Source organism: Candidatus Nitrospira nitrificans (assembly GCF_001458775.1).
Taxonomy (GTDB): Bacteria; Nitrospirota; Nitrospiria; order Nitrospirales; family Nitrospiraceae; genus Nitrospira_D; species Nitrospira_D nitrificans.
The window spans coordinates 36,196-49,677 of record NZ_CZPZ01000004.1; the positions used below are offsets into that span (position 1 = coordinate 36,196).

The following is a 13,482-nucleotide window of genomic DNA, read 5'->3' on the forward strand; positions in this document are numbered from 1 at the left end:
CTGTCCGTTTTTAAGATACCGAGACTAATTCGTTGCCCTCGCGACTCATGACACTTACTCTTCTCCAAGACCTCGCGCAATCCCTTGTTGATTGCCGGCGGTGCAAGCTAGCCAAGCTGGGGCGCAGTCAAGTTGTGTTCGGCGTCGGGAATCCTCACGCCAGTATCATGTTCGTCGGGGAAGCGCCGGGTTTCAATGAAGATCAGAAAGGGGAACCGTTCGTCGGAGCAGCCGGCAAGCTCTTGAACGACCTCCTCGCCTCGGCAGGTCTCTCGCGCGATCACATCTATATTGCGAACGTCATCAAATGCCGGCCACCCAACAATCGCGATCCGGAGCAGGACGAAGTGGAAACGTGTAAGCCGTTTCTCTTGCAACAGATTCAGCTGATTCGACCGAAGCTGGTCTGCACCCTGGGCAACTGGGCTACTCAGACCCTCTTGGAACGCAAGGTGGGTATCACCAAGGTGAAAGCGCAGGCCTTCTATATGAAGGATTTTGTGCTGTTCCCCCTCCTGCACCCGGCAGCCGCGCTCCATCAAGGCAACCTCCTCGGCACGCTGAAAGAGGATTTCAAGAAACTCAAAGAGTTTCTCGACCGCCACTCCAATCCGGCTGAGCCAACCAGCTCAGCTCCAGGGCCGACCGCGCCGGTCTTGAATATTGAAGCCCCCCAGCCCGCACAGATGGATTTATTCTGATAGCGGTCTGGTGAAACAGCCGGCTTCGCGCTCGCCTTACTTCCCCTGTTTGTCCATGTACGGTTACTGATAACGAATGCAGCTTGTCCGAGATCCATCGGATCGTAGACGAGGCCCCCTCGATAAAAGTACCCCCCAGAAAGTGGGGATTCACAGAACAAGGGTTGCTCTATTTCCGCTGACCGGAACAAATGGTGGAGAGAGGATTTTACTCGGAGCACAAACTCTGCTATACAACACACATCAGATCACAATTTTTTGAAATCGAAGGGGGGTGGAGTGCTCATGGCAACGAAGAAAGCAGCGAAGAAGCCAGCGAAGAAGGCGGCCAAGAAGAAGTAGTCGTCGCATCATGAGGAGGCGTCGGCCACGTCGCCTCCTCACCTTCCCGCATCCTTGATCTTCCTCAGTCCCATATCGCATCGCACAAGTCGCTGTTCGATCGACACCTCCTCGGCAACGCTTCCAATCGATTCGACCACCAGAGAGAACCTGCATCATCGGCGAGAGAATCCCTTCTCTGGCCAGCCCTCACTTAGGATGGATCGGCAAAAGTGTCCGGATGCAACCCGGCTACCCCCCGCAAAGCACACCCTCATGAAAGGAAGAATAAGGCAAAAGAGACAGACCGACCGGTAGGCTGACGTCACGACAACGAGGAAGCGATGCGGCAAAAGAAAGGGGAGGTGATGGCCACATCACCTCCCCCAGTTTCTTAGCGCCAGGTGAGACTCCATGGCGTAAAGAAAGCAGCGGGTGAATCTTAGCATGAACCTTCCCTTGAAAACAGAATATACATATCAATAAAATCAACAACTTGAGAAATTTAATCTAAAAATACGACGCGAAAGGACTGTGCGACCTCCCCCCTCCGAAACTACCCCATTGGCTTGGACGTTCACAAATGCTGAGAGCAGTCTCTCCGAAGGGGAGCCATGACCAGGACACGGCATAGGGATGAACAAGTCATTGCCGTGCGCAAGGACCTCCAAGTGAACATCGGGGGTCTAAGAGGAGGCGGGAAAAGTCAGCCAGCAGAATCAGGGCTCATACCCGCCAACACCGTTCTTGTCCAAGCCGGTTCATCCCCACTCGCGCGGGGAACACGGCTGCACGTGTGTACTACTTCTCGGAGTGGGCTTTCTCTGTTTCAATCCTCGCCCGCCCTTTCGAGCGGGCGCTACCCACGGTAGGCCCTCTCAATCTCGTTTTTACGACGTTTCAATCCTCGCCCGCCCTTTCGAGCGGGCGCTACCGGCTCTCCACCACTCGGGCGAGGAGAGAATTATGTTTCAATCCTCGCCCGCCCTTTCGAGCGGGCGCTACGGAGATGGGGACGCGCCGGATCTCCCGGATGGCCGAGTTTCAATCCTCGCCCGCCCTTTCGAGCGGGCGCTACGGTGAGCCTATGAGGATGAGCCTCTGCGGTGTGCGTTTCAATCCTCGCCCGCCCTTTCGAGCGGGCGCTACCCAAGGAGCCACAATGAGTGAGACTATGGACCGTGTTTCAATCCTCGCCCGCCCTTTCGAGCGGGCGCTACTGGGGGCTCAGAGACAGAGGAGAGTAGAGACAGAGTTTCAATCCTCGCCCGCCCTTTCGAGCGGGCGCTACGATGAGGTATTTTATCGGCTCCTGCCTGTCCGCAGTTTCAATCCTCGCCCGCCCTTTCGAGCGGGCGCTACGGCCTACTCTCAGATCGACAACTCTTGCCCAATGTGTTTCAATCCTCGCCCGCCCTTTCGAGCGGGCGCTACCCGCCGAGCCTTTGATTTCGTGTTCGTCCTCAGTGGTTTCAATCCTCGCCCGCCCTTTCGAGCGGGCGCTACCCTGATCCAGCGGGACGCACGACGGATGGAGATAGTTTCAATCCTCGCCCGCCCTTTCGAGCGGGCGCTACCACTCGGGCGAGGAGCATCACATGACGCCAGAGAGTTTCAATCCTCGCCCGCCCTTTCGAGCGGGCGCTACGCAGCACCGACTGGCTGAGGAGCTCGGTGTGGAGCGGTTTCAATCCTCGCCCGCCCTTTCGAGCGGGCGCTACAGTACTACTCGAAAACCCTCTACTACCGATGACTTATGGAGTTTTCTCCGCGAACCTAGGAAAACACTCCGATATTCCGACACCACGCTCCCTTCACATTCACTGAATGTCTTGCTCGCACAATAAGTTAGCTGCATCGCGATCCTTCCGGCTTTTCCTCAGCGCTCGTGGTCCGCGCTTACAACACCAACGGCTCCTCGAAATCAACCGCGGTATTCACCCCGTAGACCTGCACATATTTCTCCTTCGGCTCAATCAAGCGATACACCCGCAGACTGTCTTCTTTTTCTTCAATGATGTCCAATAATCGCCGCATCACCTCCTCATACTGCATCTCGGTAACCGAGCATTCGAAGACGGATTTCTGCACCCGTTGTCCAAAATCCAGGCACGCCAGCGCGACTTTGCGAAGCCGCCTACGGCCAGCCGGGGTCTCCGTCGAGACATCATAGGTGATGAGCACATTCATCGATCCTCCCTACCGGTGCAAATACGGTGGATAGGCCTCCAGATCGCCGCGCAGCACACGCGCCAGCAAGCGGGCCTGGATGTGCGGCACGAGTCCCAACAGCATCTTCTGATCCAGCACCGGATGCGTGATTTCCTCTTGCTTGCGTTTCTGGTACGCGACGATGACGTCCTTCCTCGCCTCATCCTCCAGATGGACGGCGCCACCGGGCCGAGCTTGGAAATGTTTGGCCGCGACTTGACGCCGATTGATCAACGTCAGCACCAGGCGGTCCGCCAAGACGCTGCGCAGCTCTTCCATGAGATCCAACGCCAATGCCGCACGGCCCGGCCGCAAGGCATGGAGAAATCCCATCTGTGGATCAAGCCCCACCCCCTCCACGGCGGCCACGCAATCGTTCATCAGGAGCGCATACAGAAACGACAGCAACGCATTCACCGGATCGCGCGGTGGGCGGCGATGTCGTCCGTCCAGCGTAAACGTGGGGCGATCTTCCTTCACCATGCGATCGAACGTCCCGAAGTACACACGAGCTGATTCCCCCTCGATCCCTCTTAGAACATCTAAGTTTTCACACAACGGCAGCCGACCTAAAGCATTGCCGAGCGCTTCGCCGGTCGCTTTCAATGGCGCGACATCGGTGGCATCATCCGCCTCTCTCGCCCCCCGCAATACCACCTGTCGCGTATTCTGGATCTTCCCGGCAACGATATTCCGCGCAATGGCGAGCGTTTGCTCAGTATTCTTCATCGCGGCATGCTGGGCACACCGCAAAAGCACATTGCCGCTGACCGGCCCCTCCACCCGCGCCTTGAACCGCCCATTCCGATCCAGCAGCACCACGAACCGCCCATCCTCCGCGCAACGGGCCATCGCTGCCGGACTGATCATGATATCGCCGAAGCAGACGACGCCACCGATGTGATGCAGCGGCACTTGCAGCTTGGTCTCCTTCTCAACCTCGATCTTCAACGTGTCATGATCCACACGCACGTAAGCGCCATCGGTCGTGATATAGAGCGTGTTCAGCAATTGTTGCATGCGGCCTTCAGCCTCCCTTCGCGACAAACAGTCCGCGCACGAGGACTCGCGCTCGCTGTTGCTCACCAATGACAGACGGCATGCACGACTCCCGCAACGAACAGTGTTCACAGCGACGGTCATTCACCGGAGGCGGAAGCGTGCCGCTCTCCAGCATTCGGCGAACCTCGGCGATGACCTCTTCGACATGCCGACGCAGTTCCGGCGTAAAGACCACTTCGCGGCGACGCCGAGAGCTGTGATGATAGATCGCGCCGCGCCGCACCTCCTTGCCCATCATCTCCTCCAGACATAGCGCCTGAGCACAGACTTGGAGGTCGTCATGTTCCTTCTCTCGCCGTGGCCCGTGCTTGTATTCCACGGGATAGGGCGTCTCTCCGTGGAATTCCACCACATCCGCCTTACCGATCAACCCCAACCGTTTCGACCAGAGCGGCACCGCCCGTTCGACGCGAACACCGTCTACGATTTCAGACTCCGGTTCATCCACGCGCTTATGAACGGCCTGTCCACGCATGGTGTAGAGATTCTCGTCAAACGTCTGTTCGATATGGATCAGCGCACACTGGCGCGGGCAATAGCTCCAATGCTCCAGCGCGGAGATCATGATGGGATCGTCGCTTGCGTCAGTCATCGAACGTCAGCTCCCGTCCCGGTCAAAAACCATCAATACGCTCTGGCGTGAGCCCGTTGAGCGAAGCAAGCTCAATACCGCCATCGGGCTTCACAGTCAGCGTGCGATGAACCTTGGCGGAGGAGTACTGACCCGCTTTGCAATTATGCTTCCACCAGATTACTTCAAGAATCTCCATGCTGCCTGCTGGACGCGCTGAGGATTCATCATTTTCAAAGAGCCTCGGCAGTACTTGTTTAATAGCCTCGGCATCTACATCACTAAACCCTGTCTTTTTCGCCAATTGAGGATTCATACTCCCGAAGAAAACGTACACCCCATTTTCAACACGGTGCTTTGTACCCATTGTGTCGGAACTTCTTTTGCCGTCCTTAGTGTCTTCACCGCTCGCACTCTTGGTTATCTGGGTGCTCGCAATGTCGATAGGCGCTACACTGAATCCGGATTGGACAGTGACCGGGCCACGAATTCCAATGGAGATACCGGTATCGCCGTCGCCTTCATTTTCCTCGCCTTTCTTGGTCTTCTTGCCACCTTTCAGTGCGAACAGTTGACCGAAAGCACGTACATCCAACCACTTCTTGCATGCCAATTCGACAGTCTGGGGCGAGCCAAGCTTGTTGCCCAAGCCAGCTTCGGCACGTGCTCGAAGACTTTTACATTCATCTTCTTTGCGGTCATCCGACTGCACAAAGATCTCGTTCCCGTCATCTTCTTTTTTGCCAGCAGCAACCCATCTCTCCAACAACCGATCCCTGATCTTCCGCTTGTTGCAAACATCGGTCATTTCTCCGTAGTTGTCATAGTCGGTGCGGGGACGATTTCCATTAAGCGGGTCGCCATTTGGATTGGCCCGTTTAACACGAAGCACTACTGCAAAGTCGATCTTGTTTTGAAGTATTGTCATCATTACTCTCCTTGATCCGTTTGGGTCTCGGTGGATTCTTCAGCGTTGGTCGATTCGGGCTTTGACCATAGGGCTTGTCTCTGACAGTGGTATCCCAGGAGGAATTCGCCTGAAAGCCTTGCTTCACTCATGAAATCTTGTCCCCTGAATGTGCAGATGATTCCGTCGAGGAGTTTTTCCATATTGACAAGAAAGCCTGGTAACCTTGTGCGAAGTCGAGCCTTGTAAGGTGCCAGAGAGAGCTCGATGGTCCGCCATGTAGAATAAGGATGGTCGGCGAAGCGCTGCATGAGCTTAGCTGCGCTGGTGCCTCGATTTTCCTTGGCTAAATACAGCGCCATATCTTCGATGCGTTCCGCTACGGCCAGGAGGCGCCCGAAGAGGTAATCCCGGGATGTTCTGTCTAACTCCAATGCCATTTCGTAACTCCTTTGCTTGTGATGTCCTCTAAATAGAGCGCAGGCGATACCCAAGTTTTTCTCCCACTCCCATTTCTCAAGCCCCAGCCGATTGACTGCTCTGCGTACCGTGGATTCCACAAGGTCTCGCGGTATAGGTCGCCCATCGATGATGCAGGGAAGAAGCCGTTCCACCGTAGCCTTGCGAAGCTTCTCGCCTGACTTGCCTTCCACTTGACGACCATAGGCGGCCTCAGTGATATCTCTCGGCGAGGGAACGCCTACAAACTTCAAGTTCTTGCCAAAGCTCTGATGCCAGGCACAGGACTCGTGCCATAGCTGAATACGTTCAAGGAATTCCGAGCCGGTTAGTTCCCGGTAATAGGTGATGGCCATGCGTCCGGGCGTGGCCGAGTCTAACCCCATGACCACAATTGCATCCGTCGAGCCGAGGCGTGTTCGATAGCCGGCGATATATTTTTTCAGCCTGACAGCAAAGGCCTGACCTGCATCCCCTTGATACACGGGCGTGGCATCCTCCTCTCTGGATTCCAAGCCAAACATCTGGGCGGAGTTGGCAAACGGGTCAGGCAGAGGCTTGCCGGATACGGCCCAGGCCACGATGACCTGATTTCCGTTGCGGAATGCCTGTCTGCGTTCAAAATCAAGCAACCATTGCAAAGCCTTATGGGCTTGTTGAGTAACTACGAACCCAACGCCGCAGGCTTCGACGGCATCACTGAAGCGTCCGCGAAAAGTGTATCCGCTGGTGTCATTGGAAGAAATCAGCTTTGCCTTGTCACCCGCGTTCCGAAGCTTGGCAGGGTGCTGCTCAGCAAGTATGGCTTCATTTCCTGTGACCATACATAGCCCGCGTTTGCTCTGCTGGCTGGCGTAGTAACGAATCCAGGCATCGATGATTTCTTTGTCTTTCCAGATCGCAGTCTCGGGATCGTTGGCAAGTTCTACGTGCCAGCGGATGAAGGCATCTTCTGGGCTAGACCCTGCAGGTATGACTTTGAATATCGCCGGTACATTCTTCTTGTCACCATTCCATTTTTTTAGCAGCTTCCCCTGCGAATCTAAAGGCAAGAGTCTTTCACGTACCAGGTCGTGAACCACGTGTTTTTTTCGAACATAGGTCAGAATTGCGGCAAGCTTGTAGTGACCTTCCGGCGACGCTCCCCATGCCTCCAAATCCTTCAAGTAGCTGCAGTGAGGTTCTTCCTTCTCTTTGGCGAACCCAATAGTTACTTCACCACCCAGTTCCCAATAGTCACCAGCCACGTATTGGAGCTTGTCGCATAGAGGATGATTTTTGGGTTTACTTCCGGCCCGCCCCCCAGACTCCTCGGTGCACGGAATCAGCGTCGTTTGATCTGCCTTGCTGACCACGTTGGCTCGCCGGAAATTGCCGCTACCATCAATCACAATTTCGATGTGCGCCTGCTGCGTCGTGTGACTGATAGGAAGTAGAGGATTGCTGCTGAATTGTGGCAACCCGGCACATAGCTCGTATGTTTCGTTAAGTTTTTGAATCCAGCTCATGTCAGCACTCCAGCCCGACGATTTCCGCTTCCGCGCCAACGAGATTCCGACCGGTCGTAAACTGCTTGGGCTGCATCTCCCGGATGAATTTCTTGATTTCGCAATTCTCAGGCGAGATAAACCGGATAACGCCATCAGCCATCGTCGGTCGCCAGAAACGAGCTTGAAGTTTGCTCTCGCCAGTCTCGTCCGGGTAGTCAAAGCCGTGGAAAGTCAGGCTGAATCCCAGTTCTCCTGCACCATCGTAATGCCCCGGCCCGGAACCGAATTCGCAAGGCTCCACGTAGCCCTGGCAATCCCGCGTGCCCAGGAAAATGTCCTGTCGGCCGCCCCGCTCAAGCATGCGCTTGGCAATCAGGTGATGTTTTGGTTCACTCCGGTCATCCGCGAGTTCCGGCCGAAATTGGTTCCATTCGAAATGAGCTCTGACCTGATATTCCACATCCGCCAGGAAGGTATAAATGGCCAAGGTGTTGCCGCCGCCAAACTCCAGGGGTTTAATGCCCTTGGTCTGGGTGCGTATGCGCTTCATCACACGCACCTCGTCGATAACCCAAATGAAGGTGGGCTTCCAGTAGATAGACTTGGCAATACCCTTCAGCGCCTCGTAGGTCGGTAGGTGATAGGAACATTTTTCTCCGCCGATACGGGTCAAGGGGTCCGTGAAAAGAGCGTATCGGCCCCACACCTTGAATTCGATGCTGCTGTTGCGCGAATCAGGCATATAGCACCTCCATTGTTCCTTCTGGCGTCTGACTCAGGCCGAACGACTGGTTGTAATAACGGGCATCGGACAAATGGAGAATGTCCACATCCTTCTGGATTGCAGACACGGCCCCGGCCTTCTGAAGTTTCTCCAAGTCTTGGGGAAAAACATTGACTGTGTATTGCTGTGCTCGGCGCAACAGCACGAACTGCTTTTCAACCTCGAAGGCCGAGCAAAGATTGTTAACCACATCACGCCCAGCTTTTCCGTAGGGCACGATGATGCCTCGCGTCGGTGCGTCGATGACTTTGAAGGCATGGGCAGCGGACATGAAGGATTGCCGAAGATAGATGTTGGGCGCGATGCCGTAATTGCGTCCATATTCGTCCATAGCGAGCGAGTTGGTTGAAAGAAGATTCAACAGTGTGTCATCACGACCGACACTCTGGGCGGATACGGGGTAATCCATTTCCAGATGGCGGTTAAAGAAGAAGTATTCGAAGTACCGCTCTATGGCTTTCGGCCCGATCAGATTGCCACCAAAGTCCTCGCTACCAGCCTCAACATCGTCAAGCAATCGCTCGGTAATGCCTTTACCGCACTGAATATCCTTGAGCCTGTCTATATTTTCCACGGCCGGATTAACCACGTGAACCCGCCCTACCTTAGGATTTCCATCAGCATCTTTTTGCTTTCCATTGCGATTACAACGGCCAGCGGCCTGAGCAATAGAATCCAGGCCAGCGGTGTAGCGAATGACCGCGCCGAAATCCACATCCACCCCAGCTTCAATCAACTGAGTACTAATACAGAGCACGGGAGACTCGTCATCTAACAGCTGCCTAATTTGGTCGAGAACTTCCTTGCGGTGTGCAGGGCACATATTGGTGCTCAGGTGAAAGGTCTGTATCCCCACAGCTTCCCGGCATAGACGAAAAAGTGTCTGCGCGGACTTCTTCGTGTTAACGATCACGAGGCAGCTCTTACTTTGCGCGACCTCATCCAGAGCAAGTCGAGCGATTTCCTCGTCAGTCCATCCACCAGGTTTGCGGCGATTGAGCACCTCCACACGCTTCAGGTCGTCGAACAGTCCCTTTACGTCGGGCATAAGGTCATCGTTCTTTGTGAACTTCAGCGCACCTTTGCTTTGGTCTACACGGTTCAGCAAGGGTTGTGTGGCCGTGCATAGCACCACCGTACTGCCGCAGTGCTCGACTAGAAAATTCATAGCATTGGAGAAGAGATGCACACAGTTGACGGGCAAGGTCTGGATTTCGTCAAAGATCAGCACCGCATTGGCCAACTGGTGCATCCGCCGAGCACCGCGCGTACCTCCACCAAAGATGGTCTCTAGCAGCTGTACGCTGGTGGTGAAGACAATCGGGGCGTCCCAGTTCTCCGTCAGTATCTTTTCCCGCCATCCCTGCTGTTCTGGGGTGAGGTTGGAGTGATGTTCAAGCACTACCCGGCCACGGTCGTCCTTCGTCGGCTCTAGGATGTCGCGAACCACCTTGGCGTTCTGGTCAATGATGGACGTGAAGGGAATGACATAAATCGCTCGATCCATCTTATGACGTTCCGCGTGATGTAAAGCAAAGCGCAGGCTGGCAAGAGTCTTCCCGCCTCCCGTGGGTACGGTCAGAGTATAAATGCCTTTATCACGAAGGGCGCTATTGAGGCAGTGATCGGAAATGTTCTGCCTGAATTCATCGATAGGATTCCGGACGGTGAATCCTTGCAGGTGCTTCTCAAGACGCTCGATCAGCAGAGGCCATTCGGTGTATTGCCCGTTGAGCCGATATTTTGCGGCCTTTGGCCTTTCGAAATCAGCCGTATCGGCGCGATCTGCATCGATTAGACAACTGAACAGAAAACGCACGAGCAGACCTAATTTGAACTGCGTGATCTGATTTTTGCTTGGATCTAGCCCTTTGATGTGATCGCGGAGTATCACCTGGCGAATAGATTCTTTGAGACCATTAATCAGTCCAGGGCTGCTCACCAACTCGCGGAAGCGATTATAGATCAGTGTGTCCACTTTGCTCATGGCTTCGCGAAAATGGGATCGGTCATCCCGCTTACCAATCCGCCTTGTAAAAATATCCTCGACACAACTATTGGTGTCCGAAGACAGACAGTTGATCAATCCGGAATGATGTGAGGCGATGCACAAGGCGAGAAATTGGCCAGCAATCCTACCCATGTCGCCTTGCTGGGACAATTCCTCCCAAACAAGCTGAGCCCCTGCGGTGGAATGATCCACCTTTCTCTTGAGTCCACGCGCATCGACAAACTCAGCTTCATCTTGGTTGATCAAACCGACAGCCGACTTGAGATAAGCTTGAAACTCATTGCTGTACTTTCCCAAATCATGGAGTAGCCCTATCAACTCGCCTTGATGTTCGAGGTGAATCTTCGAGGCAAGCCCTTTTGCTATCTCAGCAACTCCCAACAGATGCTCTTCGAGGCTCTGGGGATCACCTCCCGTTTTTCGGACATGGGCAATATATGCAGGCAACTCCTTATTCATTGTTCGGCCCTCGGTCTCCAAGCTGCTCTCTCGTTCCTGCGAACAATATAGTTTTGGAATGGCAAGGAGTCTTTCCCGAGATCATGCCAGAGCCCTGCGAGTTGCCCCCATTCAGCATGCCCGAAGGTCGATGCAAACTCCCCTGCGAGATCCCCTACCGCGCGCAAGTGCTCTTCAAGCTCATGGATGGCGAACGACCCGTCGTCGTTCCGCCGCACATGGGCCAGAGCGGGCTTACGATACTCTCCACAACGCAGTTCCTCATTCCTCATTTCCTCGACTCCTTCCCCCATCCAGCGGACCAAATGGCACGCTCTCGCGCCGGCTTTGTCTTTCTCTCCTCTTCCTGTACAATCGCTGCATGGCGTTTGATCCCGATAATCCGCCGATTTGGCTGCGCAAGCTCCATATGAGCGCGGCACAGATCAGTGCTCATGACTACGCGGTCACGCCTGAGGAAGGCATCTTGGAGTGCTGCCGTTTCTCCGATGCCATACGACGATGGTCGAACGTGTGCGCGCACGCGCTGGGACTTTCTCCGCTCCCTCCCCCTCCTCCATTGGACAACCCCTTCCGCCGTGTGTCATCGATCGACCACGCTCCGTCAGTCTTGCGCGATGTCGCCCGCTAGCCCCGACTCACTCGCCGATTATCTTCACGCCATTGTCACGGCATTGCCGCCGTCGAGCCCATATTGCCTCGTCGGCGCGCTGGCCGTGAATGCGTGGGGACGTCTTCGCGCCACGAAAGATATTGATCTGCTCGTACTCGCCGACATACCCGCTCGCACCGAATTGATCGATGCGTTGCATGCCCACGAGTTTCGGATCGACGAGACCTGGCTGGAGCACAATCCGATGGCCAAGGATGTCGTGATGCGTCTGACTCATCCTTCTTATCCTATGATTCCTCTAGACCTTCTCTTTGCGAACGATCGCCAGGCCCAATCGGCCCTTGCTCGCAGACAGGCTCTGCAGCTTCTCGGCGTCTCCCTGTATGTCTGCAGTCCGGAGGACCTGATTCTCCTCAAGCTTAAGGCCGGTCGTCCTCATGATTTTGAAGATGCGCTGGGCGTCATCAAGAATCCTCACTTACACGTGGATCTCGACTACCTCTGGGGCTGGGCGAACCAGCTTGGCCTTCCCGGCGAACTGTCCTACGTGCTCCACGCAGCCGACACCGGACGGTAGAGACGTTCGCCTGTCTCGTTTCGGCCCTTGCCATGTTTTTGTTCCCCGACTCCTCCCTCCATCCAACGGCGCAAACGACACGTCGGCGTTGTATTGGTTCGCCGGATTCAACGGATTGTCCGGATGATAGCGATTGACCGGATTCAAAGGGTTGCTCGGACTGTATTGGTTGATGGGGTTGGCCGGATTGCCGGGATCGTATCGATTCACGCCGAACGGCATGGTCATTGCGCGGCATGGTTTACCCTGAAAACCGGCGAGAGAACGCTGGTTCAGGGGGAAACCCGTTGTATGAATCGGAAAAGAAGGACGATATCGAGAGGACTCCCGGCACCGACGTGTGGCATCTATGGAATAGCGCCATGGAGGGCCCTGCTCGTTGGCTGCGGGCTAACAATGCTAGGGGAAGGCTTGTACGCTGATTTACTGTCCTAAGCAACCCCCTCCTTCGCATCGGGTACGGGGCTGCGCCCTATTAGCTCTTGGACCCCGAGTAAATCAAGTCGAGCACCCCACAGCCTTATCAATGCTGAGGCAACGCGGGTGCAGGAAGGGGGTTGTTTTTTCTCTTTCAGGCGTACAAAATATCGCGGCTTTGTCAGCGGACCTTATCGTCAACCACTAGAGAGAGAGGCATAACCGTGAGTCTGCGAAATCTTCTACGGCTTGTTCTTGCAGTCGGGGTCTGCGGTACCGCCGGCCCAGTCTGGGCGTATGATCCAAGTCCTAATATCGGTACCGACCTGACCGCTTGTGACCAGGTCATCTTTTCTACTTTCACACCTCCTCCCTTCTCCGCGGACAAAAACAATGTCACCGTGGCCCCGAAATCGGAGTTTTCATTCCTTGCATCCAAGGCAACTACTTCCGCAAGCATCACGGTGAAGATCAAGGATGAAAAAGTTCCGATCACCGTCACTTCAATCGGTTACGGGTTCCAGGTCAAAGGGAAACTGCCCCCCAACATCAAAGGCAGCTACATCCGACTCGATATTTTCGCCAAAGGGCCCGGTGACTGCGACAAAGCCGATGGGTGGCTGCTCAAGGTAGGAAACTGACCGTTGCCAAAACGATATGGGTGGGACTCTCCTGCCCATGTCGTTGTCCCGACACTCGCCGACATCATCTTCACAACTCTTCTTCCACAGACTCGATCGACTCTTGCAGTGCCGCCACAAAGGCCTCCGGCTGAGCGAGGGCATTCTCCGTTAATTGGAATTCGCTCACCAAGACCCCGTCTCTATCGACCAGTAGTAACCGATAGCCCATCTTCACAGTAGACCCTCCGCTCTCCCTGTAGACTATGAGAAGTGACC

Annotated in this window: 13 protein-coding genes and 1 CRISPR repeat array; of the genes, 4 read left to right on the forward strand and 9 right to left on the reverse strand. The window is 55.0% G+C overall.

What is annotated here, in order from left to right; translation table 11 throughout:
* Positions 1 to 47 precede the first annotated feature (47 nt).
* Complete coding sequence (locus COMA2_RS03855) at positions 48 to 701, forward strand: uracil-DNA glycosylase (protein WP_090894830.1); 654 nt, start codon at positions 48 to 50, stop codon at positions 699 to 701.
* A 1,147-nt stretch (positions 702 to 1,848) separates the two neighbouring features.
* A CRISPR array of direct repeats spans positions 1,849 to 2,743; the repeat unit is 37 nt; unit sequence GTTTCAATCCTCGCCCGCCCTTTCGAGCGGGCGCTAC.
* Between the two features lie 178 nt (positions 2,744 to 2,921).
* On the opposite strand, the gene cas2 is transcribed toward COMA2_RS03855, so the two are convergent.
* Genes cas2 through COMA2_RS03895 form a run of 8 tightly spaced genes read right to left on the reverse strand, consistent with a single transcriptional unit; the run spans position 2,922 to position 11,248 of the window.
* Positions 2,922 to 3,212 carry a CRISPR-associated endonuclease Cas2 gene (gene cas2, locus COMA2_RS03860; RefSeq protein WP_090894832.1) on the reverse strand — a complete coding sequence of 97 codons (291 nt, stop codon included), beginning with the start codon at positions 3,210 to 3,212 and terminating at the stop codon, positions 2,922 to 2,924.
* 9 nt (positions 3,213 to 3,221) lie between these two features.
* Positions 3,222 to 4,253, reverse strand: a complete 1,032-nt coding sequence (gene cas1c, locus COMA2_RS03865) for a type I-C CRISPR-associated endonuclease Cas1c (protein ID WP_090894833.1) — start codon at positions 4,251 to 4,253, stop codon at positions 3,222 to 3,224.
* A gap of 7 nt (positions 4,254 to 4,260) precedes the next feature.
* Positions 4,261 to 4,887, reverse strand: coding sequence for a CRISPR-associated protein Cas4 (cas4, locus tag COMA2_RS03870; RefSeq protein ID WP_090894835.1), 627 nt, complete (start codon positions 4,885 to 4,887; stop codon positions 4,261 to 4,263).
* Positions 4,888 to 4,909: 22 nt separating this feature from the next.
* Positions 4,910 to 5,794 carry a type I-C CRISPR-associated protein Cas7/Csd2 gene (gene cas7c / locus COMA2_RS03875; protein ID WP_090894837.1) on the reverse strand — a complete coding sequence of 295 codons (885 nt, stop codon included), beginning with the start codon at positions 5,792 to 5,794 and terminating at the stop codon, positions 4,910 to 4,912.
* Positions 5,795 to 5,796: 2 nt separating this feature from the next.
* Positions 5,797 to 7,740, reverse strand: coding sequence for a type I-C CRISPR-associated protein Cas8c/Csd1 (gene cas8c, locus COMA2_RS03880; protein WP_090894839.1), 1,944 nt, complete (start codon positions 7,738 to 7,740; stop codon positions 5,797 to 5,799).
* A gap of 1 nt (position 7,741) precedes the next feature.
* The gene (cas5c, locus tag COMA2_RS03885) at positions 7,742 to 8,464 is read right to left on the reverse strand and encodes a type I-C CRISPR-associated protein Cas5c (protein ID WP_090894841.1); all 723 of its coding nucleotides are present in this window, start codon (positions 8,462 to 8,464) and stop codon (positions 7,742 to 7,744) included.
* Positions 8,457 to 10,976 (reverse strand): CRISPR-associated helicase/endonuclease Cas3, encoded by a 2,520-nt coding sequence (locus COMA2_RS03890; protein WP_090894843.1) that lies wholly within the window; start codon positions 10,974 to 10,976, stop codon positions 8,457 to 8,459. Before COMA2_RS03890 ends, cas5c begins: the two co-directional genes overlap by 8 nt.
* A complete protein-coding gene (locus COMA2_RS03895; protein ID WP_090894845.1) occupies positions 10,973 to 11,248 on the reverse strand; it encodes a CRISPR-associated endonuclease Cas3'' in 276 nt (91 codons plus the stop codon). The genes COMA2_RS03890 and COMA2_RS03895 overlap by 4 nt, the downstream gene beginning before the upstream one ends.
* A gap of 89 nt (positions 11,249 to 11,337) precedes the next feature.
* On the opposite strand from COMA2_RS03895, the gene COMA2_RS19690 reads away from it, so the two are divergent.
* From COMA2_RS19690 to COMA2_RS03905, 3 genes are all read left to right on the forward strand, one after another.
* Positions 11,338 to 11,607: a hypothetical protein gene (locus tag COMA2_RS19690; protein WP_139077031.1), complete on the forward strand. Its 270-nt coding sequence runs from the start codon at positions 11,338 to 11,340 to the stop codon at positions 11,605 to 11,607.
* Entirely contained in the window at positions 11,594 to 12,166 is a 573-nt protein-coding gene (locus COMA2_RS03900) for a hypothetical protein (protein WP_090894847.1), read from the forward strand. Before COMA2_RS19690 ends, COMA2_RS03900 begins: the two co-directional genes overlap by 14 nt.
* Positions 12,167 to 12,807: 641 nt before the next feature.
* Positions 12,808 to 13,224: a hypothetical protein gene (locus COMA2_RS03905; protein WP_090894849.1), complete on the forward strand. Its 417-nt coding sequence runs from the start codon at positions 12,808 to 12,810 to the stop codon at positions 13,222 to 13,224.
* Between the two features lie 70 nt (positions 13,225 to 13,294).
* Here COMA2_RS03905 and COMA2_RS20035 read toward each other — a convergent pair whose 3' ends face one another.
* Positions 13,295 to 13,441, reverse strand: coding sequence for a hypothetical protein (locus COMA2_RS20035; protein ID WP_175304375.1), 147 nt, complete (start codon positions 13,439 to 13,441; stop codon positions 13,295 to 13,297).
* Between the last annotated feature and the right edge of the window lie 41 nt (positions 13,442 to 13,482).